The sequence below is a fragment of the Phenylobacterium sp. genome (assembly GCF_044358365.1).
Classification (GTDB): Bacteria; Pseudomonadota; Alphaproteobacteria; order Caulobacterales; family Caulobacteraceae; genus Phenylobacterium.
This window is the reverse complement of record NZ_JBIKNZ010000007.1, coordinates 64,602-88,591: the sequence shown is the minus strand read 5'-3', so window position 1 is coordinate 88,591 and position 23,990 is coordinate 64,602. Positions and strand designations below refer to the sequence as shown.

General features: G+C 65.9%; 20 protein-coding genes and 1 tRNA gene. 7 read left to right on the top strand and 14 right to left on the bottom strand.

All coding sequences use genetic code 11. The features are described from left to right. Positions 1-1,023: HlyD family type I secretion periplasmic adaptor subunit (locus ACIQ3B_RS03910; protein WP_397400014.1), on the bottom strand; the 1,023-nt coding region annotated here is incomplete at its 3' end. Then, complete coding sequence (locus tag ACIQ3B_RS03905) at positions 1,023-2,801, bottom strand: type I secretion system permease/ATPase (RefSeq protein WP_397400013.1); 1,779 nt, start codon at positions 2,799-2,801, stop codon at positions 1,023-1,025. The genes ACIQ3B_RS03910 and ACIQ3B_RS03905, both read right to left, overlap by 1 nt. Before the next feature lie 269 nt (positions 2,802-3,070). On the opposite strand from ACIQ3B_RS03905, the gene ACIQ3B_RS03900 reads away from it, so the two are divergent. Then, complete coding sequence (locus ACIQ3B_RS03900; protein ID WP_397400012.1) at positions 3,071-3,880, top strand: DUF6270 domain-containing protein; 810 nt, start codon at positions 3,071-3,073, stop codon at positions 3,878-3,880. Here ACIQ3B_RS03900 and ACIQ3B_RS03895 read toward each other — a convergent pair. Genes ACIQ3B_RS03895 through ACIQ3B_RS03880 form a run of 4 tightly spaced genes read right to left on the bottom strand, consistent with a single transcriptional unit; the run spans position 3,840 to position 9,572 of the window. Beyond that, the gene (locus ACIQ3B_RS03895; RefSeq protein WP_397400011.1) at positions 3,840-4,997 is read right to left on the bottom strand and encodes a hypothetical protein; all 1,158 of its coding nucleotides are present in this window, start codon (positions 4,995-4,997) and stop codon (positions 3,840-3,842) included. The genes ACIQ3B_RS03900 and ACIQ3B_RS03895 overlap by 41 nt on opposite strands. Continuing rightward, positions 4,994-6,022 carry a hypothetical protein gene (locus ACIQ3B_RS03890; RefSeq protein ID WP_397400010.1) on the bottom strand — a complete coding sequence of 343 codons (1,029 nt, stop codon included), beginning with the start codon at positions 6,020-6,022 and terminating at the stop codon, positions 4,994-4,996. The genes ACIQ3B_RS03895 and ACIQ3B_RS03890 overlap by 4 nt, the downstream gene beginning before the upstream one ends. Next, positions 6,019-7,635, bottom strand: coding sequence for a hypothetical protein (locus ACIQ3B_RS03885; protein WP_397400009.1), 1,617 nt, complete (start codon positions 7,633-7,635; stop codon positions 6,019-6,021). The genes ACIQ3B_RS03890 and ACIQ3B_RS03885 overlap by 4 nt, the downstream gene beginning before the upstream one ends. After that, positions 7,632-9,572: a hypothetical protein gene (locus tag ACIQ3B_RS03880; protein WP_397400008.1), complete on the bottom strand. Its 1,941-nt coding sequence runs from the start codon at positions 9,570-9,572 to the stop codon at positions 7,632-7,634. The genes ACIQ3B_RS03885 and ACIQ3B_RS03880 overlap by 4 nt, the downstream gene beginning before the upstream one ends. A 105-nt stretch (positions 9,573-9,677) precedes the next feature. On the opposite strand from ACIQ3B_RS03880, the gene ACIQ3B_RS03875 reads away from it, so the two are divergent. Then, a complete protein-coding gene (locus ACIQ3B_RS03875) occupies positions 9,678-10,781 on the top strand; it encodes a hypothetical protein (RefSeq protein WP_397400007.1) in 1,104 nt (367 codons plus the stop codon). A 6-nt stretch (positions 10,782-10,787) separates the two neighbouring features. Here the strand turns inward: ACIQ3B_RS03875 and ACIQ3B_RS03870 are convergent, their stop codons facing one another. Beyond that, positions 10,788-12,152 (bottom strand): hypothetical protein, encoded by a 1,365-nt coding sequence (locus ACIQ3B_RS03870; RefSeq protein ID WP_397400006.1) that lies wholly within the window; start codon positions 12,150-12,152, stop codon positions 10,788-10,790. After that, the gene (locus ACIQ3B_RS03865; RefSeq protein WP_397400005.1) at positions 12,152-13,222 is read right to left on the bottom strand and encodes a glycosyltransferase family 2 protein; all 1,071 of its coding nucleotides are present in this window, start codon (positions 13,220-13,222) and stop codon (positions 12,152-12,154) included. Before ACIQ3B_RS03865 ends, ACIQ3B_RS03870 begins: the two co-directional genes overlap by 1 nt. Positions 13,223-13,373: 151 nt before the next feature. Between ACIQ3B_RS03865 and ACIQ3B_RS03860 the strand changes: the two genes are divergently transcribed. The 3 genes from ACIQ3B_RS03860 (at position 13,374) to ACIQ3B_RS03850 (ending at position 15,436) form a co-directional block, all read left to right on the top strand. Continuing rightward, positions 13,374-13,685: a hypothetical protein gene (locus tag ACIQ3B_RS03860; protein ID WP_397400004.1), complete on the top strand. Its 312-nt coding sequence runs from the start codon at positions 13,374-13,376 to the stop codon at positions 13,683-13,685. Between the two features lie 171 nt (positions 13,686-13,856). Then, positions 13,857-14,690 (top strand): ABC transporter permease, encoded by an 834-nt coding sequence (locus ACIQ3B_RS03855; protein ID WP_397400003.1) that lies wholly within the window; start codon positions 13,857-13,859, stop codon positions 14,688-14,690. Then, positions 14,687-15,436, top strand: a complete 750-nt coding sequence (locus ACIQ3B_RS03850; protein WP_397400002.1) for an ABC transporter ATP-binding protein — start codon at positions 14,687-14,689, stop codon at positions 15,434-15,436. The genes ACIQ3B_RS03855 and ACIQ3B_RS03850 overlap by 4 nt, the downstream gene beginning before the upstream one ends. Here the strand turns inward: ACIQ3B_RS03850 and ACIQ3B_RS03845 are convergent. The 4 genes from ACIQ3B_RS03845 to ACIQ3B_RS03830 form a co-directional block, all read right to left on the bottom strand. Continuing rightward, positions 15,433-16,629, bottom strand: coding sequence for an MFS transporter (locus ACIQ3B_RS03845; protein WP_397400001.1), 1,197 nt, complete (start codon positions 16,627-16,629; stop codon positions 15,433-15,435). The genes ACIQ3B_RS03850 and ACIQ3B_RS03845 overlap by 4 nt on opposite strands. A 7-nt stretch (positions 16,630-16,636) precedes the next feature. Further along, positions 16,637-17,371: an FkbM family methyltransferase gene (locus tag ACIQ3B_RS03840; RefSeq protein WP_397400000.1), complete on the bottom strand. Its 735-nt coding sequence runs from the start codon at positions 17,369-17,371 to the stop codon at positions 16,637-16,639. A gap of 116 nt (positions 17,372-17,487) precedes the next feature. Beyond that, positions 17,488-18,435, bottom strand: coding sequence for a hypothetical protein (locus tag ACIQ3B_RS03835; protein ID WP_397399999.1), 948 nt, complete (start codon positions 18,433-18,435; stop codon positions 17,488-17,490). Continuing rightward, positions 18,432-19,619, bottom strand: coding sequence for a glycosyltransferase (locus ACIQ3B_RS03830; RefSeq protein WP_397399998.1), 1,188 nt, complete (start codon positions 19,617-19,619; stop codon positions 18,432-18,434). Before ACIQ3B_RS03830 ends, ACIQ3B_RS03835 begins: the two co-directional genes overlap by 4 nt. Before the next feature lie 215 nt (positions 19,620-19,834). Between ACIQ3B_RS03830 and ACIQ3B_RS03825 the strand changes: the two genes are divergently transcribed. Further along, positions 19,835-21,100 carry a glycosyltransferase family 4 protein gene (locus tag ACIQ3B_RS03825; RefSeq protein ID WP_397399997.1) on the top strand — a complete coding sequence of 422 codons (1,266 nt, stop codon included), beginning with the start codon at positions 19,835-19,837 and terminating at the stop codon, positions 21,098-21,100. 70 nt (positions 21,101-21,170) lie between these two features. After that, entirely contained in the window at positions 21,171-22,478 is a 1,308-nt protein-coding gene (locus tag ACIQ3B_RS03820; RefSeq protein WP_397399996.1) for an LptF/LptG family permease, read from the top strand. Between the two features lie 38 nt (positions 22,479-22,516). Here ACIQ3B_RS03820 and ACIQ3B_RS03815 read toward each other — a convergent pair. Together ACIQ3B_RS03815 and ACIQ3B_RS03810 are read right to left on the bottom strand one after the other, a co-directional pair. Next, positions 22,517-22,593, bottom strand: a tRNA-Arg gene (locus tag ACIQ3B_RS03815). An 81-nt stretch (positions 22,594-22,674) separates the two neighbouring features. Continuing rightward, on the bottom strand, positions 22,675-23,964 hold the full coding sequence (locus tag ACIQ3B_RS03810; RefSeq protein ID WP_397399995.1) for a hypothetical protein: 1,290 nt from the start codon (positions 23,962-23,964) through the stop codon (positions 22,675-22,677). Positions 23,965-23,990: the final 26 nt, after the last annotated feature.

Here is a 23,990-nt window from a genome sequence, read left to right as displayed (position 1 = left end):
ATCCATCACATTCTCGCCGGCGCCGACCAGGCCGCCGATGGTGAACTGGGTCAGGTTGAAGATGTGACCGTCGACGGGCGCGCGCACCACGGTGGCCGCCAGCGACTGGCGCGCTGCCGTCAGGCGGGGGATCACATCGGCCAGACGGGTCTGACTGTCGCGAAGACCTTCGGCCGACTGATTCTGCCGCTCGTTGCGCAGCTGGGTGAGCTGCAGGCGGGTTTCGCCCATCTGTTGGCGAATGCGCGCGATGTCGGCCTGCAGCTGGCCCTTACGACCGGACAGTTCGGCCATGCTGCGCTCATAGCGCAGCACCAGGGTCTTCGGCGCAAACCCCTGCTCGTTGAGCTTGCGATAGCCGTCCAGTTCTTCCTGGGTGAGCCGTTGCTGCTCGATGATCGAATCAAGTTGAGCCTGTTGGCCGGAAACCTGGGTTAGCTGCTGTTCGACACGCTGGCCCAGCACAGCCGTCTGGCTCTCATAGACCTGGCGACGGGTGGTGAAGAGGAATTCCTGGTCGCGGATCAGCTGGGCGACCGCCGGCTGGCCGATACGCGCCATGATCTCGGCCGGGAAGTTGATGGCCGCCGCGCCCGTCGCCTCGGCATTGAACCGGGCGTTCTGGGTGATCATGGTGTCGTACTGGTTCTGCAGCACATCGACGGCGGCGCGCGCTTCTACGTCGTTGAACAACAGCAGCGGCTGGCCAGCTTTCACCTGCTGGCCCTCGGCGACCAGGATCTGCTTGACGATGCCGATCTCGCGCTGACGGAGCGTCTTGCGCATGGTGTCGGCGCGCACTTCGCCCACCGCGGTGATACCTGTGGCCAGCTTGTCCAGAGAGGCCCAGAGCCCCAGGCCGAAAACGAACACCGCGATGACGATGCCGCCCAGGATCATCGGCTTGCGCAGCCGCGTCTGCAGCTCCTTGGCCATCGGGCCGCGGTCCTCGGCGCCGAAGGTAGGAACCACATAGCCGTGGTTATCGGGATCGGGCCGGGTCTGTCCGAAATCCAGTTTCATCAGCCAGCCTCCACCGCACGCACCTCGGTAGGCGCGGGTTTGACCAGCCGGGCCATGACCTGATCGCGCGGGCCGAACAACTCGACCCGGCCGTCGCGCAGAACCAGCATCTTGTCGGCGGCGCGGAACACGCCGGGCTTGTGCGAAATGATCACCACCGTGGCGCCGTTGGCCTTCATCGCGTCGATCGCGCGCATCAAGGCGTCCTCGCCCTCGGCGTCGAGGTTGGCGTTGGGCTCATCCAGCACGACGAAGGCGGGTTTCGCGAGCATGGCCCGCGCCAGGCCCACGCGCTGCCTTTGGCCGGCGGACAGCACCGTGCCGCCCTCCCCCACCTCGGTGTCATAGCCCTTGGGCATCCGCAGGATCAGGTCATGAACCCCAGCCAGCTGTGCCGCCTGGACAACTTCCTCGTCCGTCACATCGGGGCGGAAGCGGGCGATGTTGTTGCGGACGGTGCCGGCGAAAAGCTCGGTGTCCTGCGGCAGGTAGCCGACGTGACGTCCGAAGTCAGCGCGGTCCCAGGTGAACACGTCGGCGCCATCCAGTCGAACGACACCCTGCAAAGGTTTCCAGATACCCACCAGCAAACGGGCGAGCGTCGACTTGCCGGCGCCGGATGGGCCGATGACGCCCAGGATCTCGCTGGGCTCAAGCGCGAAGTTGATGTTGCCGAGGACCAGACGCTGCATTCCGGGCGGCGCGAAGTTGACCCCTTCCACCGACAGCTTGCCCAGCGGCCGCGGCAACGTGGTGGCTGAGGACGGCGCCTCGGCCTTGGCCAGCAGATTCTGCAAACGCCCATAGGCGGCGACCATGTTGTTCAGCGGATCCCACGAGCCCACGATCTTCTCGATCGGCTGCAGGGCGCGGCTGGCCAGGATCATGTTGGCGAACAGCAGCCCGGAATGGATCGTGCCCTTCATGATGAGGTAGGCCCCGATGGCCACGATCAGCACCTGGAACGCCATACGGACGGCCTTGATGATGTCGTTGTACATGTTCGAGGCTTCAGCCGCCGCGGCCCCGCGCTCGATGGTGACCGCGCGATACTTCGACCAGGCCTGGCCGAGCGTGGGCAGCATGCCCATGGCGCGCACGACCTCGCCGTTCCGGAGCGCCGCATCGGTGAAGCTGTAGCTTTTCAGCGCCGCTTCGTTGGCGTCACGCAGCGCCGACTGGGTGGCGCGGGCCTGGGCGATGGCCAATCCCAGCAGGATGAGGGCGCCTGCGAGGGTCACCCAACCGACCAGGGGGTCGATGATAAACAGGGCGAAAAGGAACACCGGAATCCAGGGCACATCGAAGATCGCCGCCGCCGCGATGCCGGTGAGGGACTGGCGGAACTGATCCAGATCGCGCAGTGCCTGGGCCCGAGCGCCGGGCTCGCCACGCACGGCCGCGTCGAACAGGCTGGCGAAGATGCGGCCAGAGACCCGCTGGTCGAGGGCGACGCCATAGTTGATCAGAATGCGCGCCCGGAAATCGTCGATCACGCTGGAGACCGCAAACACCAGCAGGGTGATGAAGGTCAGACTCCAGAGCGTGGCCTGACTCTGGCTGGTCATCACCCGGCCATAGACCTGGTACGTGTAAAGCGGCAGCGCGAGATACAGCAGGTTCGAGACAAGGCTGAAGCCAAACGCCACAAGCGCTGGCCGATAGCCCTCGCGAAGGGCGCGACCCAGCACATTGTCCGGAATGTCGGAGAGAAACGTCAGAAACTTCATCTCGTCCAGTCCATATCTCCAGCGCACGGCGAGCTGATTCGCCGGCATGCTGACACGTCTGCCGGCCAGGAGGTCGCCCTGATCTGGCGGTTGTCTCGAGCGTATCCGCCAGCAGTTGGCGGACGGCCCAAAGGGCCTGATACACCATACTTCGGGAAAAAGGGTGAACGCGGCCAAAAAACAACCGCGTCCGGGACACTACCTTGAAAATTGTCAGCGCATACGTTTGTCAGGAAGCGTCTTGTCAAGACCGCTGCGCCAATGGAACAAACATGCGGCCGTCGACGATTTCAGGTCAGGTTCAATCGGGAAGTTCGATGCCGAAGATCGCCATCGTCGGCAGCTGCATTACCCGCGACCTGTGGCCGATACGTGGCGGCGGCAGTGAGCAGTTGCTATATGTTTCGCGGACCTCGCTTGCCAGCCTGCTGGCCTCGCCGCTCCCGGGCTTTCAGCCGGCCAGATCCCCGCCGGGCGACCTGCATGCGCACGAGCACAAGGCTCTGGTCGCCGATCTCGAGAAGACGGCTCTGGCGCGGTTGGTGGCGTTCCAGCCGACCCACCTGATCTTTGACTTTATCGATGAGCGTTTCGACCTCATCTCGACGCGCGGGACCCTGGTGACACACAGCGCCGAGCTGGTGCGGAGCGGCTATCTGTCGCGCGCGCCGTTCAGAAGCTGGCGGCCGATTTCCAGACTGTCGGCGCCCTGCGATCGGGTGTGGCGCGACGCGGCGCACGCTTTCGCAACGCTGTTGGAGCGATCAGAGCTTCGAAGAGCCGTTCCCATCCTGCACTCGGCGCGGTGGGCGACCCGTCAGCGGGACACTTCGGGGGTGACCTCCGAGATTCAGGATGTCGAGATCCTGAGCGGCAGACCGATCGCAATTGCACCGTACAATGCCCTGCTGGAACGCCAGGAAGCCGAATTCCTGCGCCTGATGCCACCGATGGCGCGGATCGAGGTCGATGCATTCCGGTTGGCGGATCCGGACCACCAATGGGGCCTGAGCCCCTTCCACTACATTCCCGAATACTATCATGAGGTCCGCCGTCAGCTCGGCCAGCTTGGGCTATCCGGTGCGTTTAGCGAACGGCCCGCCGCGCCCAGTGCTCAAGTGGCGTGAGCCCGGCGCGAATCACCTCCGGACGCGCCACGACGTAGGTGGCTGTAGGCGCGCCAGGATGAGCCTGGCTGACCTTCCAGGCGCCGCCCCTCAGATAGTCCACGACAGGATTGACCCCTGCGGGAAGGTCGGCGCCCCGGGCGGCGACATAGTAAGCCAGATCAAACCACGGGCTGGGACTACGACCTTCGCTCCCGCCCGTCGCGACAAAGTGCAGCAGCGGGGGAATGCCGGCGGCCGCAACATCCGGCCATTGCTCGAGATACCAGGCGTTGTCGAACAGCGGATGCGGCGACAGACCCCGGCGCCAACCGGACGCCAGATAGTGCAGAAGCGCCGGCTGGTCCGCTGCCTCGGGCGCCTGACGGACATACCAGTCCACATCAAACAGAGGATGAGGGCTGAGGCCCTCTCGGCCACCCTCCCGCAAATAGTGGGATAGCGGGTCCTCGCCGCGGGCGAGCTCCGGCGACTGCGCCAGATAGTGGGGCGGATCGAACAGCGGATGAGGGCTGGTCGCGCCTGCCGCGCCGACGCGCAGATAGTGCTCCAGTGGCGTCAGGCTGGTCTGCGCCAACCCTTCCGCGTGCCCTGCGCGGTAATATGCATCGTCAAACAGCGGTCCGGGCGATCTTCCCTCGCGGCCGCCCGTCGTGAGGTAGTGGACCAGAGGCGAGAGCCTCCGCGTCACCACATCCGGGTTTGCAGCAAGGTACCAGGCGGCGTCGAAAAGACCTGCGCCGCTGCGGGGCAGGCTCGCCAGACCGCTGCGCTTGATCAGGATCGCGTGGCCCACCGGCCCCAGCCTGGCGAGAATCCGGTCGGCCAGTTGGCTCAGGCGATTGTGACGGCGGGTCGTCGAAGGATGGCGAGCTGCGTGGGCCGCCACGGCCTGGCCGCGCAGTCGCGCCTCAAGCTCCGCGCGCTGGATCATCGATTCCTGAACCGCAAGGGACAGCTCGGATCGCGTCAGCGCCTCGCGGACCTCCGCTTCATGGGCGAGGCGGTGCGCGCCGTCAAAGTCACGCTTCAGGGCGCCGATCCGGTCGACGACGGCGCGCGCCTTGTGGAGCAGGCCCGACGCCTGCGGATGTTCCCCGGCCCGTTGTTCAGTCATCGGATACCCTCGGCATCCAGCCAGGACTGAAAACTGCCGGGGCCGGACGCAAAAGGATTGGCGAAGGCCGTCTGCAGGTCGCCGCGTTCGCGATAGAGCACGCGGGCGGCCTTGGTGATCGGCGTTCCATCGTCGTAGGCGCCGAAAGCCCACCACCGGTCGGGAATCGCAGGGTCTGTGGCCGCAGCGACCTCCCGCTTGTACCAGGCCCAGATCTCGTAAACCGGGAAGTTGCGGCCAGCATACCGGCGGGTCATGGCGTCGCCCACTGCGCCCAACTTGGTGAAGTGCCAGAAGCGCAGGTCCACGCCGTTGACGGTGATACGCCCGTCCTTCTCAACAGAGATCTTGCGGGTCGACAGGTTCCAGCTGGCGACATTGTAGCCGGGATCGCGGATGATCTTCAGACGGTCGAACAGGGCCGGCACGTGATCGCACCACCGCTGGTCGACAAAGAGGCCGTTCGGCATATCGTCGTAGCAGTAGGACAGCAGCCGGTCGTTCCACCACTTTGCGAACCGTGCGCCCTCACCGGTCGTACGGATCGCCACGAAGCCCAGATTGAAGATGCCGGTGCGGGAGGCCGAAAGGTCGTTGTCGAGTATCGCGGCGTGATCGTCGTTGGCATCGACCAGATGCGGGGTCAGGAGGATGTCGTGGTGTTCCAGCCACTCCTCCAGAGGCGCCAGACTTCCCAGCGCCGCCGTATCGGGATCCATGTAGATCACAGCGTCAAAGCCCCAGCTGCAGGCCTGGTGGATGAAGGGCCCCTTCACCGCCGTGCAGACCTCCACCACATCGTGCTTGAAAAGCCAGCTGTCGAAGTCGGGGATACCGAGGTCGCTCGCCCACACCAGGCGGTCAAACGGTTCACTGGCGGAGTCAAACCGGAAGCCCTCCGGGGGACGATCCGTTATCAGCGCCGCCAGCTCCCAGTCCGGATGGTGCTTGCGAAGCGTCTTGAACAGCACCCGCGCCCGATTGAGATACGAGAAGGTGAAGCTGGAGTAACAGAGGATCTTCATGGGCTGGACGAGGTCGCCAGATCGAGGGTGAGGGCGCTGTAGACAAGGTCATAGAGCATTGGTCGCCGCTTCGCGCGAGCAAGTTGCAGTATGGCGCCGGTCTCGAAGGCCGAGGCCAGCTCCGCCTCGTTGTCGATGACCTGGCCGTGGCCGCTCTCGCGGACAAAGGCGGCCACATTGCCGCTGTCCGGGCCCGTAATGACGGCGCAGCCCGCCGCAGCAGCCTCGTAGGCGACAAACGAGAATGTCTCCCGACAGAGCGGCCAGACCAGCACGGCATCGGCTTGCACCGCCTCCAGCGCCATCTTCATCGCCTGAGGATTCTCGGCGGCCGCCTCGACGCGCTCGAACCGGTGGGGCATGGCCAGATCGGGGTGGGCGCCGAGGTGGATGAATTCGTAGCGCGGGTCTTGCCCGAACCGCGACGCGAGATTGCGAAAGATCGCCCAGCCTTTGTGTGGCGCGGGGAAACCGGCGTAGGCGATGAGGAAGGGGCGGCTTGCCGGCGGAACCGGCGACGGCCCCAATGGCGCCAGGCGGGCGTGCGGCAGGACGTGGGTGTGGGTCGCCGGCAGTTTTGTGGCGCGCCTCCAGAGATCCAGCGCGGTCCAGGATGGCGCGGCGACTTCGAGATCCAGCCGCTCGAACAGGCGTGCGTGCCCCTGGATATGACGGTCACGCCAGGGACCGAACAGGCAGACATTGCAAGCCGCACTTCCGGGCGGCGGCGCGCCGCAGTCCTCCACCTCGTTTCTGAGCAGGTGAAAGCCCGCACACAGACTGGCAAAGTCGTGCAGCCAGAACACGCCACGTCGAAGACCCAGTGCCGCCAGGATGTCGGCGACCTCGTCCGGCGCGTGGCCAAGCAGGCTGTGGATAGCGAAACTGCGCCCGGAGGCGTCGTCGTTGGCCACCCGTGCCAGAACCCGCCGCAGCGTGTCCGGCGATACAGCGCCCAGTGCCTGACCGTTCCAGACGACGGCCAGGGCTTCAACGTCATCCGGTCCGCGTACCAGGGTCCAGGGCCGCGCACCGTGCAGGTGCAGATGGTCCCGGCCAAGCTCGGCAAGCCGCGCAGCCTCGCGCCGGATCGTGAACTGCAGGCCCCCGGTATTGGTGGCAAAGTTGTCCTGGCTGAAGGTCACATGGACCCCCGCCATCCCATCCGGCGCCGTGGAGAGCACGGTGTTCAGATCGTCTTCAGGCAGAAGCGGCACGTCGATCGATTGTAGTCGGGCGACACGGTCTTCAATGGGCGTCAGACCCTCGATCAGCTCAAACCGGAACCCAAGCGGCGCCTCCTGCGGCGCAGTTTTTGGCCGGCCGTGAGTGAGGTGATGGAGGAACGGGTTGGCGCCCGATACGGCGATATCCGGAAAAGCCGCGAGATAGTCCAGAACCGAGAAGTCAGGGTTGGGATCCCGACCTTCGCGCCAGCCGTGCGCCATGAAGTGTTCCAAAGGGTCGGCGCCAGACGCCGCGACATCGGGATAGTGCGAAAGGTAGAAGGCGCGGTCGAAGGCGCGGGCGACGACCCGGCTCTCCGGGTCCAGCTCCGGGCGACTTCCCTTCCGGCCAAACCGCGCGGCGAACATCTCGATCCGGGCTTTCATGAGCCCGCTCCAACCAGGTCACCGGTCATGCCGCTATAGGCCAGGCGATAGCGCCGGGGTTTGCGCCGGTGGCGATGGAGAGACAGGATTTCACCAGTGCTGAACGCATGGCTCAATGCCGCCTCTCCGTCCAGCACCAGACCCCGACCTCGCTGCGCGGCAAAGGACGCGACGTTGCCGCTGTCCGGGCCGGTCACGACCATGGCGCCGCCGGCTGCCGCCTCGTAGGCGGTGAAGGAGAAGGTCTCGCGGCAGGCCGGCCAGATCAGAGCCACGTCGATCTCGAGCGCTTCCACGGCGTCCTGCATGGCCTGGGGTCGTTCCATCGTCGCCATGACGCGGTGAAAGGCCGCAGGCGTCGCAGGATCCGGGCGTCCGCCGAGGTGAAGAAACGCATACCGCGGGTCGCTAGCGAAGGAACGGGCCAGGGCGCTGAACACCGGCCAGCCCTTCAAAGGCACGGGCATGCCCACAAAGGCGACGCGCAGGGGCCTGTCCCCCGGAATCGCCGGCGCAGGGCCTGCCGACACCAGACGCGCCAGCGGCAATACCACGGCGCGCGGCGGCGTGATCGTGGTCCGGGTGCGCCAGAAATCGAGTGTGTTCTGTGAAGGCGCCGCGACCGTCAGCGACAGACGCTCGAAAAGTCGCCGGTGCGCCTCCGTATGGCGCGCGCGCTGGTCGCCATAAAGGCAGACGCCACAAGCGGCGCTGTCTGGAGCTGGCGCGCCGCAGTCCGTCACATCGTTTCGCTGGAGGTGAAAGCCCGCGCAAAGACTGGCGAAGTCGTGGAGCCAGAAGAACCCCTCGCGCAACCCGGCTGCCTCTAGGATATCAGCCGTTTCGTCCGGCGCGTGGCCCAGCAGGCTGTGGATCGCAAATGAGCGACGGCCGCCGGGCGGCAGGCGCCCCAGAGCCATACGAATCGCATGGGGCTCAAAAACGCCCAGGTTCACGCCGTTCAACATGACACCCAGAGCCCCCGGCTCACCGTCCCGACGCACAGTGGGCCACCACGCGGCGGGATAGAGATGCATATGATCCCGTCCCAACTGCGCAAACCGCACACTCTCGCGTCGGACACATAGCTGCAGGCCGCCGGAATGTTCGACGTAGTTGTCGTGGCTGAAGGTGATGTGCAGGTCCGGCCGCAGAGCCATCAGGGCGGCAATCAGGCGTTCTGCGGGATCAGTCGAAAGATTGGCGCCGACCCGCACGGCGCGGTCGATCCGGTCCGCGACCGGGCGCAGTCGCGAGATGACGTCAAACTCGGGGCCCAGGTCATGTCGCGGGGACCGACCTTCGGCGCGACCAGCGATAACGTAGTGCGCAAACGGATTGAGGCCGCTGACGGCTATGTCCGGGTTGGCGTCCAGATAATCTCGGACCGAGAAGCCAGGCGTCGGGTCGCGGCCCTCAAGCCAGCCTGTGCGGCGGAAATGCACCAGGGGATCCATACCCGAGGCAGCGACGTCCGGGTTGGCCGCAAGGTAGAAGGCGGCGTCGAACTCCCGGGCAATGGCCGCGTCTGATTCGGCCTCGGAAATGGCGCTTACCCGCGATTCGAAGGCGGGGCCAAAGGACGGCGGTCGCCAGGGCTGCGGCGACCAGGCGACGGCGGAATAGTAGGCGCGCGCGTTAATGGAAGGTGCGACCTCCCGGCCTTCATCGCGGCCTCGAGTGAGATAATGAAACAGCGGCTCGAGGCGCAGCCGCTTAACGTCGGGGTTCTCGAAAGTATAGCTGCGCGTGGAGAACCACGGGGCCGGGTCACGGCCTTCACGCCATCCCTGGACGCGGTAGTGCCAAAGCGCATCAATTTCGGCCGGCAAGTCGTCGTAAACCGCCCGATAGAACGCCTCGTCGAAAACGCTGGCGATCACCCGATGGAGGTCCTCGGCGCTCGGTCGTGAGAGAGCTCGGGCCGGGGCGGCCATGGCGACACGGTTCCTGTTCGGGGCAGCCCTGCTGGTTTGCAACAGTTGCCCGGCGCGATCAACCGCTTGCGGCGGCCGCGCCTGAACCGTACCACCAGCATCAGGATGAGCCGCGCACCCGCACCCTCAACGCCGATGTCCAGACTGGTCAGGACACCGCGCCCGCGCGTGGCCTATCTGGTGCTGGGCATGCATCGTTCGGGCACCTCGGCGGTGACCCAGCTGCTGGCGCTGGCCGGAGCGTCGCTGCCGGCCAATGTGATGCCGGGCGATGAGCATAATCAGAAAGGCTACTTCGAGCCCTGGAAGATCGCGATCTTCAACGATGAGCGACTGCGCGCCGCCGGCTCGGCCTGGGACGATGTGTTTGCCTATCCCTATCGGCCGTTGCCCCCGGCGATCGAGGCCGATTGGCAGATGCGGGCGGGCCAGCTGTTCGACGGCGAGTTTCGCAGGACGACCTGGCCCCTGATGAAGGATCCGCGCGCAACCGTGCTCTTGCCCATGTGGCGGGCGGTGCTGGCGGAGCGCCAGATTGCTGTGCGGTGCGTGATCCCGGTGCGTCATCCGCTGGATGTGGCCGGCTCGCTGGAGCGGCGCGACGGCTTCGCGCTTGAGAAGTCCGTGCTGGTCTGGAGCGCCTATATGCTGGCGGCGGAGGCCTATACCCGCGACCTGCCACGCGCCTTCACCGGCTATGACGCGTTGCTGGCCGATTGGCGGAAGGAGGCCGCGCGGATCGAGGTGGCACACGGGGCGCCCCTGCCAGGGCTGACCGAGACTGCAGCCCGCAAGATCGACACCTTCCTGACCCCGGACCTGCGGCACAACACCACCGCAGGCGGGCTTGAGGCGCTGGGCTGGGCCGGGCGGCTGGCCGCAGACGTCCTGGGCTGGTTCGAGGCCGCAGCCGCCGGCGCATCGCCGGATCGCGCTGTGCTGGACGCAGCAGCTGCGGAGCTGGAGCGCCGCAACAGAGAGTTTGGCATGCTTGTGTCGCCCGCGGCGCGGGACCTGGCGGCGACACGGGCAGACCTGCTGGCGACCCGGCAACAGCTCGAAGGCGCAACGGCGTTTCAGGCCGAGCTGCGCGCCGACATCGAACGGCTGGAAGCCGGCTGGCGGGCCGATCAGGCGCAACTGCAGGACGCACTCACCCTGCTGTCCCAACTCGACGCCCAGATGGACGCGGCTCTGGCTATCGAATAGACGCGCCTACGATCTCTGGCGGCGCAACGCAGGATCAAGGGCGAGGTAGAGCGCGCCAGTGATCGCCGCCAGATCGAGCACGTAGAGGTAACGATAGTCGCAGGCGATGGAGATCGCGAAGAAGCTGGCCGCAAAGCCCAGCGCGCCAGCCATCATTGCAGCGATCACCAGGTCCGCCGGATCGCGCCGGACCATCAGCCACACAAAGACGACAAACGCGATCCCGGCGTAGACCAGATGTGACATCGCCGGAGTGTCGAAGTACCAGGTGGCATAGTTGTATATACGCCCGTCGTGGGCGTCGGCTCGACCGGCAATACCCAGTTCGCCCAGCGCCCGGGCCGGGCCGGTAATCCCGACGTGAACCGGAAGACAACGCATGATCGCCGGCGTTGCGACCACTTGCTGGAACGCCAGAAGGCGGCCCTGCAGATAGAGGCCGGGGTCGCCGGTAATAAGGTCCAGCCACTCGGCCTGGACGACGTCTCGTGGCACACGCGGCAAATTCCGGCCCAGCCAAGCGTCGGCGGTGAGCACATCCACCCGCTCGGGCGAATAGAGCCGATCTGCGTTGGCGCGTAGGTAAGCCCCGACATCGGGCGCGACTGCGTCGATCCTGGGTGTGGGCCGGTTCGGGCTGATCGCAGACGCCGCAGCCAGGTCGTAGCTCTGGAGAAGTCGCACCCCCTTGCCGCCCGCGTCGTCCGGTGCGCCGACACCCTGTGGGCGGGCCGTGGCGCTCAGGATCAGCGCCAGCGCGAGCACAGCGACCAGCCAGCCCAGCGCCAGGCGCAGACCCGAGCCCCAGCCAAAGCGGGATCGCGCCCAGACCAGCGCCAGTGCTGCGGGCAAGGCGAAGATCAGACCGTTCTGGCGGAGCAAGCCTGCGACCGCGAAGAGCAGCGCCGCGATCGCCAGACCGACCCAGGGAACTTGCCGCTGAGGATCCCGGACACTGAAGGCGAGCGTCACGAAGCCGGCCAGCGTCGCCACGGCAAGCCAGACGTCTTTCCAGACGATGCCCGGATAGATCAGCACCTGCGGCAGGACGATCACCCCCAGCGCCAGAACCGGGGCCAGCCAGGTGGTGCGTGGCCTGAGCCACGGTAGCGCCATCCAGGAGCCAAAGAGCATCATGCCACTGAGTACGGTCGCCAGCGCCCCGCCGGGATGCAGGCCGTCCAGAACGCCCAGCAGCCAGCCGAAGATCGCGGGGTTCCAGGTCTCGCGCACCTGGAAGCGTCCCTCGTGCAGGGCGAGCACTGAGTCGACAGACATATGTCCCGGCCAGTTGAGCGCCAGCATTCCGATGAGCGCAGACGCCAGTACCAGCCACAGGGCCCAGCGCGCGGGGACGCCCCGGGCCATCATCAAGGTTGATCCTCGGTCGCAAGATCACGCAGGACGGCGAGATAGGGATGGATCGGGCGGCTGGGGGCGTTGAGGACATCAAAGTTCATCGCCTGCAGCAGAAACTGGGCGCCCAGAATCACCGGAAGGGCGGCCAGCATGACCACACCGGCCGACGCGGCCTGACCCGGCGTCCGGTTGGCGAGATAGCTCAGCGCATAGGCCACTCCGAACAGGGTGGACATCAGGCCGAACACCAGTTCCAGCGTGGCGGCGTTGAAGTCGCGCACGAAATACTGACCCACCACCCGCCGGGCGAAGTTCCGCGCGTGCTGGAGTGCGAACGGGCCCACGATCTGGCTGATCCGGATGTTGGAAATCTCGTCAGCGTAGCGTGCCGGCATCGGAACATCGCGGACAACCGCGCGCAGCGTGCCCAGATGATACAGCAGGTCGGTCTCGAAGAAGAACCGGCGCGACACTTCCCTTTCCAACACCAGCCGGGCCACATTGGCTTCCAGCGCCATGTAGCCGTTGGTCGGATCGAAGATGTTCCAGTAGCCGGTCGAGAGCTTGGCGGCGAAACTGAGCATGGCGTTGCCGAGCACCCTGACGGTCGGCATTGCCGTCAGGTGGCTGATCGAGGTGAAGCGGTTGCCCTTTGTGTAGTCGGCCTCCCCCAGCAGGATGGGCGCCACCAGCTGGGCCGCGTGGGCCAGGTCCATCTGGTCGTCGCCGTCGACCTTGACGAGCACGCGGGCGCCGCGCGCGACCGCCTCAGCGTAGCCGGCCAGTGTGGCGCCGCCCACGCCCTGGTTCTGCGCCAGGCGAATCACCACCACGCGGGGATCGGTGTTTCGAGCCTCGATCAGGTCGCCGGTGGCGTCGGGACAGGCGTCGTCCACGCAGACTACGCCCTCGATCCAGTTCGGCGTTTTCGCCAGAACCCGCAGGACGCGCTCGCCCACCTTGTAGCAAGGCACGATCAGCCAGACGCCCGAACCCTCCAGGCTGAGCGACTGCGACGCATAGGCCAGACCTGGCTCAGCAGGCTGTCGTCGAGCGGGCATGTGGGTCGGGGGGTTGGCCACGGCACCCGGCTTACAGCCAACCCCGGTGCGGCGCCAAGCCGATGCGGAGCGTTTGGGTTGTGTGGCGACACGCCATCACTTGATGCGCATCAATGCCGATCCCCGTCCCGTGCCCTCAGCTGGGGCCACACAACCCTACGGAGCCCACCCCATGTCCAAGTCACTGGTTCGTGAAATCAAGCACAATGCCGAAGACTCCCTGGAAGATCTCGCCAACGCGCTACACAGGGCCGCTGACGGGCTCACCGACGACGCTGAACACGCCGTCGCCGCTGCGGCCAAGGCGCTGCGGGATGCCGCCACGATGATCGGGAATAACACACCCGAGCCTGCCAAGGCGGTCGCTCGCAAGGCGGCAGCCGAGGTCAAGGCCCATCCAATCGCCTCGACCGCGGCCCTGCTCACGGCGGCAGCCGCACTGATCGGCCTGCTGGCTTCGACGCGTCAGAAGACCACAAAGTAGAGCGTGACCAGTCCAGAACAACCGTGACAGCGCATCCAGTTCGACTGCGGGTGATGGTCTGACGCGGGCGCTGCCCGGTTGCACGGTGCGTTACCGCTGTTCGGCCCGACCCCTCTGCCTTGCGCCCCGCGACTCTGCCTGTTACCTCCCCGCCTTCGCCCGGGAGAGGCCATGGATACCGCCACCCATATGCTGCGGACTGGACAGCGCGGGACGCTGTTCCAGCTACAGATGGCCGGGCGGGACCTGCGCAATTCGTTCGGACGACTGGGGCTGGCCTGGTCGCTGGCCTGGCATGATGTGTCTTCGCGCTATCGCGGGTCGATCCTGGGACCCTTCTGGATCACGCTGTCGATGGGTCTGATGACCCTGGGGATCGGGTTTCTCTACGCCAACCTCTTCGCCATCGAACTGCACATCTTCCTGCCCTATGTGGCGCTGGGGATCGTGTTTTTCGCGGTGATGACCGGCACGATCAACGAGGGCTGCGACACCTTTGTGCAGGCGGCGGGGATCCTTTCCCAGACCAGCCTTCCGATGCTGACCTTTGTCTGGCGAACGGTGTTTCGCAACCTGATCAACCTGGCGCACCATCTAGTGATCGTGGTGGGGGTGCTGATCTTCTACGGCTACTGGCGGACCGCCGATGCGCCCATGGCGCTGCTGGGGCTGGTGCTGATGGTGGCGAACGCCAGCTGGCTGTCGCTGCTGGTGGGGATCGCCTCGGCGCGGTTCCGCGATATCCCGCAGATCGTGATGTCGGTGATGCAGTTCGCCCTGTTCATGAGCCCGGTTTTCTGGAAACCGGGGCGGCTGAAGGACTATCAGGGGTTCCTCGATTTCAACCCGTTCTACCACCTGCTGGAGGCGGTGCGCGCGCCGTTGCTGGGCACGCCGGTCGTCCCTGGAACCTATCTGTTTCTGGTCGGCATGGCGGTGGCAGGCTGGCTCGTCACCTTCCTGATTTTCGCCCGGACGCGTCGCCGGATTGTGCACTACCTATGAAGCCGCCCCCCGTTTCCATCACCTGTACGGACCTGACGCTCAGGTTTCCGGTCTATGGCGTCGACGCCAAGTCGCTGAAGAAAGCGCTGGCGCGCGTGGCAGTGGGCGGGCGACTGGGCCGCCACTCCGGCGTGACTGACGTCACAGCCCTGCAGAGCGTCAGCCTTAAGCTGGAGGCCGGCGACCGGCTCGGCCTGATCGGTCACAACGGCTCGGGCAAGACCACCCTGCTGCGGGCTCTGTCCGGCGCCTATGAGCCGGATGAAGGCGTGATCGAGGTGCAGGGGCGGATCGCAGCCCTGCTGGACCTGGGGCTGGGCATCGACCCCTCGGCGACTGGCTATGAGAATATCCGGCTGCGCGGCCGCATTGCAGGGCTGACGGCGAAGGAAATCGATGAGCGGATGGACGAGATCGCCGCGTTCACCGGCCTCGGACCGTTCCTGGCGATGCCGGTAAAGACCTATTCGGCGGGCATGCAGGGCCGTCTGGCCTTTGCCGCCGCCACGGCGGTGGACTGCGATGTGCTGCTGATGGACGAGTGGATCGCCGTCGGGGACGCCGAATTCCAGAAACTGGCGCACAAGCGGCTACTGAAGCTGGTGGAGCGGGCGGGCATCCTGGTTCTGGCTACCCACGAGGCTCCGCTGCTCAAGCTCTACTGCAACAAGGTGATGCGACTGGACGGCGGGATTGCGTCGGAAGTCATGGACATCCGCAGGGTCGATGAGCTGCTGGCGACCTAAAGCTCCTCCGGCGGTTTCACGTGCCGAAACTGGTTCAGCAGCAGCACATCATAGGCCACCTTAAGGCCTCCGCCGATCAGTAGCGGCCAGGGAAACACGAAGGCGGTGAAGAGCGCGCCGGCCAGCGCAGGGCTTAAAGCTGCGGCCAGGCTGCGTGGCACATTGGTGATCCCCGCCGCCGCCGCCCGCTCTGGCGGCGTCACCACCGCCATGACGTAGGATGTGCGCGCCGGCACATCCATGCTGGAGAGCGCCGCGCGAACGATCAGCAGGCCCAGCGCGATCGGCAGTGTCGGCGCAAAAGCTGCCGCCATGACGCAGAGGTTGGCGGGCACATGGGTGAAGACCATTGTGTTGATCAGTCCAATCCTTCCCGCGATCCGCCCGGCGAGGAACTGCGAGGCCGCCCCCAGCAGCCCGGTCCAGAAGAAGAAGACGCCTGCCGTGGCCAGAGTCATGTCGAACCGGTTGAACAACCACAGCGCCAGCAGCGACTGCACCAGAAAGCCCCCGCCGAAGGAATCCAGGCTGAACAGCGCGGCAAGCTGGAACACCCGCTTGCGCGAAGGGCCAAGTCCCGTGCGCTGGGCCGCGACCTCCGCCGCCTCCGTCGGCAGCTGGCGATAGAGCAGGAAGGCGGCTACGCCGATCAGACCGTAGAGCGCAAAGGCGGCCTCCAGCATATCGCTACGGGACCGGGCTAGCAGGCGGGTCAGCGGATCGATCAGGCCGACCGAAAGGGCCCCCAGCGCCACACCCACGGCGCCCACCACATTGTACATGGCGAATCGGGTGGTCCGGTCTGCGTCGGGTCCGGCGTTGGCCATCATCGCCTGTTCCAGCGGCACGAAGACACCGACATCGCCGCTGGACGGATTGAGCGTACCGACAAATGCCACGATTATCAGAGGCCAGAAGCTCTGGGCCTGGGAAAACGCCAGGCCGGTGATCAACATCAGCAGGCAGCTCAGCATCAGCAGGCCGCGCGCGCTGACCCTGTGGCCGGCGACGCCTACGGCAAGGGTCAGGATGGCCGAACCCAGCATGGCGGCGGTCGCCACGAGACCCACCTCGAATGGCCCAAGACCCAGACTGATCAGATAGACCGGCAGCAGCAGTGCGGTGAAGCCATCGCCATAGCCCCGGATCGCCTTGGTGGTCAGGAGCAATCGGGCGCTGCGCTTGAGGTCCACGGACGCCCTACCCGGCGCCTGTCTTGACGTACCAGTCGTCGACGTTGGACAGGGCCTCGAATTTGCGCACATAGCCCTTCGAGGTGAGGAACGCGTGGATCAGCGCCCGGCGTTCGGTATGGTTGTGCTCCACCGTGATCAACCGCACATCATGGGCGGACCAGTCGAAATGCTGCAGGATGTCGAGCTCCGAGCCCTCGGTATCGATGGACAGATAGTCGATGCGGCGAGGCGCATTCCAGAAGGCCAGCAGGTCGTCGAGCGAGACCGTTTCCACCGGATAGCGTGCGCCCGCACGGCGGCTTTCGGCGTGCATGTCACTGTCGGAGAAGCTGTCGATGGTGGCGTGGGCGGCGATCTCGGGTTGATTGAAGGTCAGGGTGCGGCCGGTTTCGATCCAGACGCATCGCGTATCGATGTGGCAGGTGCGATTCTGTCGCAGCGCCGTCTGCCAGACGTGCGCGGGCTCCGCCAGAATGCCCTGCCAGCCCAGCTCAAGCTCCAGATACCAGCTGTTGCTGAACTTCACGCCGTCGGTGGCGCCGAACTCCACGAAGTAGCCGTCGCGCAACGACCCAAGTTCCCAGGCCACCCATAGATCCTGCAGGAACTGCGCGCGGCTGCTGGCCAGGTGGGTCAGGCAGAAGTGGATGAAGGCCAGCCGCTCATCCGTAGCGCCACGCGTCTGGTCCCGCAGACCCGCCAGCGCCTCGGTGATCTCTCCGAAGGTGAACTGGCGCATGCGCAGGGGGTCTCGGGGTGGGGCAGGAAGACTGGTGCCGGGCTTAGTTAGGCCCCGGCGCGGCTGGCGACAAGTTAAGGGCCCGCGACGCGCCCGTTCTCCCGAACCCTAAAGTCTCAGGTGAGTGTCTCGCGGCGGTGGCTCGATACCTTCGACACCGCCCGAACCAGGTCAGGCGCGCCGACGACCAGGGTTACGGCCAGATGGGCCATCAGCGTTGCGATGGCCAGGGTGGCCAGCAGCAGCGCCGCCGATGATCCCGCACCCATCAGCACCAGGACTAGATTGGCGAACACAAGGTCCTTGTTGGCCACGAACGGCAGCCGCGCCAGCAACAGGCGACTGGCCAGCAACACCAGCCATACGCCCAGCCCGACCTCCGGCAGCGCCAGCGACCAGAGCAGCAGCGTGAGCCCTGTGGTCGCGATCATCCGCGCCGTATGGACCCAAGCGACAAAGACCAGCTCCGGGCGCGTCAGCGAGAACACGCGTTTGCGGAACAGCAACACACCGAAGGTCAGCGCAACCATAGCCAGGCCGGGCCAAAGTGCGGGACCTAGCTGATGCGCCAGATCGATCTGGGTCAGGCTGATCGCACTGACCAACAGCAGGATCAGGGTCTGGACGTTGCCGCCCAGCGCCGAGAGGATGTTGACGTCCTTGACGGCCCCGAATGGCGCGTCGCTGAGGCCAGCCCGGCTTTTGGCCCAGACGTAGAAGTAGAGCTCGCCGCTATAGCCGAACAGCACTTCGTTGATGACCACCTTGCGCAGCATCACCCCGAAACTGCGGACAGGAAGCCGCCAGAGTCGCTGGAAGATCACCTGATCAGCCACCGGTTGAGCCAGATAGAGCAGGACGAACACCAACCAGACTGCGGGCGACAGCCCCTGAACGGTGGCGAGGGCTTCCGATGACACCTGGCTCAGTTGCAGCAGAGTGACGATGAACAGCGCGATCGCGAACAGGCCGCCCGCCCAAGGCGCCACGGCCAGCGCAATCCGCTTCAGTCGAGCCTTGCGGGTTTCAGGTCCGCTGGGAGCATCGGGCGTTTCCAGTGTCATGCGGCCGTGGCGCTTTCGGCGTGCCTGTCCCGAATCAGCTGGTCGTAGAAGTCAAACAGTTCGACATAGTGTTGGCTGTCACTTCGGACTTCCGTCGCGGCCTGCAGGCTAGCGGCCCTCAGCGCAACCGGGTCGCGGGCGAACAGGCGCAGGATCGCCGCCGTCGCGGATCGCACATCTGCCGAACGATAGATTTCGCGCACCGGCGGCGGGGCGAGTTCCGAGCAGGCCCCGCGATCCGGCAAGACCACCGGCAGACCCGAAGCCAGCGCCTCGGCGATCACAAGTCCAAAGGTCTCCGATTCGCTCCCGTGCACGAGGCCGTCGACGCTGGCGAACAGTTTGGCCAGATAGCTACGATCCCGCGTGGGCGTCATCAGCTGGATGTTGGGATAGCGCCGCGCCGCCCGGGCCACCCGCGCGCGGTCCATGCCGTCGCCCAGAATCAGTAATCCAATCGGCTGTTCGGGGCCATTTGCCGCAGCAACGGCGGCGGCGATCATCGGCCAGCGCTTCTGTGGGTGAAACCGTCCGACCCCGAGCAGCACCTTGCCATCCGGCGGCAGGCCCAGATCGCTGACCAGCCTGGCGTGGAGCGCGTCGTCACGGAGCGCAGGGGAAAAGGCGCTGCAGTCGGCGCCCAGAGGGATCGTCGCCAGGAGGCCCATGTCCAGATCGTGCAGCCGTCTGCCAAGCCAGACGCTGCCTGCAACCGAACTGTCAAAGTAAGTCGCTAAGCGGCGGAGGTGAGACCAGAACCCCGCGAAGAGCTGATCGATTCGGTCCGGATCGACGTGGGGGGCCAGCCAACGCTGGGGATAGGAGGCGACGGGATCCGCATGCCAGAACATTGCCTTCGCAGCGCATCCTGCCCAGCTCGCAACAATCCATGCGCCGCGCCAGGGCGACGAGGCTTCGACCAGATCGGGCTTCAGCCGGTCGAGGTGAGCGTGCACCGGGCCAGCATGGACAAACATCCAGTAGTTGGAATCAAACGGCAATCCCGGCGAACGCACCCAGATCACTCCGCCGCCCGGGCGCGCCTCGAACCCGTCTTTCGGGCCCGGAGCGATGACGAAAAGCTCGTGGCCCGCCTCGGCGGCGGCTATGAACTTGCGATCGATGTAGGTCCGGACGCCGCCGCCGTTCGGCGCATAGAACTCCGCCACATCGACTATTCGCATCTTCCACCCCTGATCTGCCGCCCGGGTCGTCACGTCCCTGGCGCGGCGTCGCGCCGGAGCGACCGGCGAATCGCCCAGCTCTCCGTAAGGCCGCTACGTGACAGGACGTCGCGCGCAAAGCCCTACCGAATGGCGGAACTCAGGATGATTGAGGCGGTTGCCGTTCGACGGCGCCTCCCCACCAGACGGCCGATTTCATGTTCGAGGGACTATCAATGACCACAGAGCGGCCCACCAGCAGCGCCTACCTGCAGCGACCGGCGCGCGTCGCCCTGTTCTCGGGCAACTACAACTGCACACTCGACGGCGCAAACAAGACCCTCAACAGGTTGGTTGACCATCTCCAGTCGCAGGCCGGTGTCCAGGTTCGCATCTATTCGCCAACCGCCCCGAAGCCTGCGTTTGCGCCGGTCGGAGAACTGGTCTCGGTGCCTTCATTCGCCATTCCACTGCGGCCGGAGTACCGCGTGGCCATGGGGCTGCCGCGTCACATTCAACAGGATGTCAGAGCGTTCAAACCCGACATCATTCATCTATCGGCCCCTGACCTGCTGGGCTCGGCGGCCCAGAGCCTGGCCCGGAAACTGGATGTTCCCGTGGTCGCGAGTTTGCACACCCACTTCGAGAGCTACCTCGACTACTACGGCCTTGGCCTTCTCAAGCCCTGGATGGAACGGCGTCTGGCCGCATTCTACAACGGCTGCGACTATGTGCTGGCTCCCAACCCATCAATCGCCGAGCAGGTGCAGCGGGACTCGCCGGCCGCGCGAGCACGGGTCTGGGCGCGGGGGGTGGAACCACAGCTCTTCAACCCGGAACGACGCAGCGACGCCTGGCGGCGCGCCCACGGCTTTGAAGATGATCGCCCGGTGGTGGTATTCCTTGGTCGGGTGGTTATGGAAAAGGGTCTTGGCGTCTTCGTCGAGACCATCCAGGCGCTCGAGGCTGCCCGCGGTCCGGTCCAGGTGCTGGTGGTCGGCGACGGCCCGGCTCTGCCCTGGTTCCGGGAACGCCTTCCCGACGCGGTGTTCACCGGCTTCCTTTCCGGAGACGCCCTGGCGACGGCGATCGCAAGCGGCGACATCTTCTTCAACCCCAGCAGCACCGAAACATTCGGCAATGTGAACCTTGAAGCCATGGCCTCGGGACTGGCCATGGTGTGCGCCGACGCGCCCAATTGCCGGGTCCTGGTGGAGCCAGGGCGCACCGGAATCCTCTGCCGCTCGCATGACCCGGGCGCCTACGCCGATGCGATCCTCTCCCTCATGGATGACCCGGCCAGGCGCCTTGCGATGGGCCGTGCGGCACATCTGGAGAGCGCGGCCTATCTGTGGCCCCGGATTCTGGACCAGATGGTGGGCGTCTATCGTGAAGCCATGGCCGCACCGCGACCCGGCTTGCGCGCCCGCGCTTCCGGCCGGCGTCTGCTGGAACCAGCCTACGGCGGGCTGACCGCCGCCGGTCCACTGCCGGGCGAGTGATGTTTTGCACTCTCGCCAGGTCCAGTCGGCGACAGGCGATGCCTTCGCTACGGACAGACGGGCGTCGAACATGAACACGGATCTGGCTGCTCCCGCTCACCGTCCGGTGGACAAGGACCCGACGTCCGGACTCCGCCCGTCGATGACCTCGACGGCGCGGACCTCCAGGGCCGCCCAGCGGCCAGCATGGGTGCGTCCCACGATTGGCGGCCTGATGAACCGCTACCTCCTCAGCCGCACCTTCGGCCCCATGGCCGCGGTCCTGACCAGCACCATGCTGGCCTTTCTGCTGGAGCGGGTGCTCAGATCGTTCGATTTGCTGGCGCAGACACAGGACGGATTCAGCTACCTCGTGGGGCTGATGATGAATCTTGCCCCGCACTATCTGGGCCTGATCCTGCCGGTAGGCTTCTTCATCGCGCTGTTCGTGGTGGTGAACCGCCTTAACAACGAATCCGAGATCGACGCCATGTTGGCCAGCGGTATGTCACTGGGGAGGATCGCAGCGCCGTTTGTGGCGCTGGGCGTGGTGCTGATGCTGCTTAGCCTGCTGCTCTACGGTTTCATCCAACCCTACAGCCGCTATGGCTATCGCGCCGTATTGCATGCCGCCGAGAATGCCGGTTGGAGCGGCCAGATCCAGCCAAGGGCCTTGTTGTCGCCAGACCCCAGCCTGTTGCTGACCGCCGAGGGCGTGGACCCCACGGGGCAGCGGCTGCAGAAGGTGTTTCTGCGCCGGCTATCGCCTGGCGGCCGCGAGGACGTGCTGACGGCCGCAACCGCTGACATCCATCACAACCAGGACGGCCTCAGTGTGACCCTCGATCTACGGGACGGTCAGCAGCTCAGTACTGACCCAACCGGCGCGCCGCACCTCCTGACCTTCTCGGAGTTGACCCTGCGCCTTCCCCTGGCTCCGGCAGCGCGGCTACTGCGCAGCCGCGGCAGCGGCGAGGAAACCGAGCTCACCCTCACAGAGCTGGCCCGGATGGGCTATGGAGGCCCCACGCCGGCTCTCCCTCGCGAGACACTGCTGGCCGAACTCTACTCGCGACTGGCGCGGGCGCTGGTGCTGCCACTGATGCCCCTGCTGGCCGTGCCCTTCGGTCTCTCCGCCAAGCGCGCGCAATCCCGCGCGGCTTTTGCCATCGCCGGGCTGTTGCTCTTTGCGTTCCAGACCTCCCTGCTGCTCGGCCAGGGCCTGGCGGACAAAGGGGCGGCATCGGCCGCCACCGTGATCGGCTGGCCCTTCGCGATCTTCTCGACCGTATGCCTGCTGACGTTCATCTCCAGTCGCAAGACCCCGGGCGAGAACCCGGTCAACCGGTTGGCGGAGTTTGTATCGGATCGTCTGCGCGCGGTGGCGCCGCGGGCCTAATGGGCGGGAGGAGGACGTTTGATTTCAATGGGAAGAAATGGCGCGCCCGGAACGATTCGAACGTCCGACCCTCAGATTCGTAGTCTGATGCTCTATCCAGCTGAGCTACGGGCGCGCAGAGCCTTACGGCAAGGGCGCGGAACCTAGTCGTGGGCGGGGCGGAGCGCAAGGCCCCGACGCCCTGAAATTTCAAGGCTCAGCGCGGGAATGGAAGGCCGCCGCCCAGAATACCCTTGCGGAGGATGTCGGCCGCGCTGGGCGCCTTGGCGGGCTTTTGGGGTTGGCCGGGTTGCTGGGCAGGCGGGTTGGCGCTGCTGCGACCGGCGCGACCACCCATCACCTCGTTTATGTCCATGCCCAGCAGGCCGCCGGTGGCGGACCGGTAGCGCACCTTGACGGCCCACTCCTGGTTCCAGGCGATCTTTGGATTGGTCGGCCGGGGCGGGTAGACGAAATTGGCCTCGCCGCCAAAGGCGGCCAGTTGCAACAGAGCCTGGGGCGCGGCGTCGACCACTTCCTTGGGGATGGCGCATGACCGGGTTGCGGGGCCCATCAGGGCCTTGGCGGCCACCAGCCGGTTGATCTCCGACGGTGCAAGGTAGTCTGGCATCACGAAGGCCGCCGTCTGGGACTCCGACGAACTCCAGAGCACCATGGTCTCGCCGTCACCGCCGCCGACAGCGGTCGCGAAATAGGCCTGAGCGTTACCCACCAGGTTCCAGCCGATATTGGCCCATCCACCAGGCGCCTTGGCGTTGGTGGTCAGGTTGAGCGGGCCCAGGAAATCCTGGTCCTCCTCGAGCGTGAAGTTGATCTGCGGGCTGTAGTTGCCACGGATCGTGTGTTCGCCCAGCAGCGAACCCTGGGAGGGGATGCCGGCGTTGCGTGTCTTTTCGTTCGGCCAGTCGCCATAGGTGCGGTTCTTCGAGACCGAGGGCGGCGACATGTTGCGGAAATCGATGCCGTTGAGGCCGGACAGACCCGCCGGGATCTGACCCGCCGCGAGCTTGGCGAAATCGATGACGATGGGCTGGCCGGGCCTGGCCTTCTCACCACAACCCCAGAAGATCAGCAGGCGCCCCCGGGGTTTCTGGAAATCGCGCGGTATCTGGCCAGGCTCACGCGGCTCCGGCGGGGTGAGCTTCGGCGTTATCAGGGGCAGGCTGGCGCCCACAGCCAGGTTTTGCGGGGGCAGGTGTTCGGCCGACGGCGCCGCATTGGTCTGGCTGGAGCCCAGTTGCAGGGTGAGCGACTTGTTGGCCCCGGCCCCGCCGCCGCCCATCATCTGGCGCATCATCGCCATGGGATTGGGATTGCCGCCGCCGGTGGGCAGGCCGAAGCCGGTCTGGGTCTGGGCGCTCATCCAGTAGACTGCGACAGGGCCGGTGACTTTCTGGACGACCTGGCCGGTCTGCGCCGTGGCGCCCGAAACCGTAACCGTCGCGGCGACGCCGGAAAGCAGGGTGAGTGTGCGAGCCAGACCCATGGACGTGATCTCCTGAACAGAACCCT

Bases quoted from the DNA above. Each gene is read 5' to 3' on its own strand.
- ACIQ3B_RS03900 (WP_397400012.1), top strand. From the start codon at position 3,071: ATGCCGAAGATCGCCATCGTCGGCAGCTGCATTACCCGCGACCTGTGG.
- ACIQ3B_RS03870 (WP_397400006.1), bottom strand. From the start codon at position 12,152: ATGATGGCCCGGGGCGTCCCCGCGCGCTGGGCCCTGTGGCTGGTACTG.
- ACIQ3B_RS03890 (WP_397400010.1), bottom strand. From the start codon at position 6,022: ATGAAGATCCTCTGTTACTCCAGCTTCACCTTCTCGTATCTCAATCGG.
- ACIQ3B_RS03885 (WP_397400009.1), bottom strand. From the start codon at position 7,635: ATGAAAGCCCGGATCGAGATGTTCGCCGCGCGGTTTGGCCGGAAGGGA.
- ACIQ3B_RS03855 (WP_397400003.1), top strand. From the start codon at position 13,857: ATGGATACCGCCACCCATATGCTGCGGACTGGACAGCGCGGGACGCTG.
- ACIQ3B_RS03810 (WP_397399995.1), bottom strand. From the start codon at position 23,964: ATGGGTCTGGCTCGCACACTCACCCTGCTTTCCGGCGTCGCCGCGACG.
- ACIQ3B_RS03830 (WP_397399998.1), bottom strand. From the start codon at position 19,619: ATGCGAATAGTCGATGTGGCGGAGTTCTATGCGCCGAACGGCGGCGGC.
- ACIQ3B_RS03825 (WP_397399997.1), top strand. From the start codon at position 19,835: ATGACCACAGAGCGGCCCACCAGCAGCGCCTACCTGCAGCGACCGGCG.
- ACIQ3B_RS03835 (WP_397399999.1), bottom strand. From the start codon at position 18,435: ATGACACTGGAAACGCCCGATGCTCCCAGCGGACCTGAAACCCGCAAG.
- ACIQ3B_RS03850 (WP_397400002.1), top strand. From the start codon at position 14,687: ATGAAGCCGCCCCCCGTTTCCATCACCTGTACGGACCTGACGCTCAGG.
- ACIQ3B_RS03905 (WP_397400013.1), bottom strand. From the start codon at position 2,801: ATGCCGGCGAATCAGCTCGCCGTGCGCTGGAGATATGGACTGGACGAG.
- ACIQ3B_RS03880 (WP_397400008.1), bottom strand. From the start codon at position 9,572: ATGGCCGCCCCGGCCCGAGCTCTCTCACGACCGAGCGCCGAGGACCTC.
- ACIQ3B_RS03875 (WP_397400007.1), top strand. From the start codon at position 9,678: ATGAGCCGCGCACCCGCACCCTCAACGCCGATGTCCAGACTGGTCAGG.
- ACIQ3B_RS03860 (WP_397400004.1), top strand. From the start codon at position 13,374: ATGTCCAAGTCACTGGTTCGTGAAATCAAGCACAATGCCGAAGACTCC.
- ACIQ3B_RS03895 (WP_397400011.1), bottom strand. From the start codon at position 4,997: ATGACTGAACAACGGGCCGGGGAACATCCGCAGGCGTCGGGCCTGCTC.
- ACIQ3B_RS03820 (WP_397399996.1), top strand. From the start codon at position 21,171: ATGAACACGGATCTGGCTGCTCCCGCTCACCGTCCGGTGGACAAGGAC.
- ACIQ3B_RS03840 (WP_397400000.1), bottom strand. From the start codon at position 17,371: ATGCGCCAGTTCACCTTCGGAGAGATCACCGAGGCGCTGGCGGGTCTG.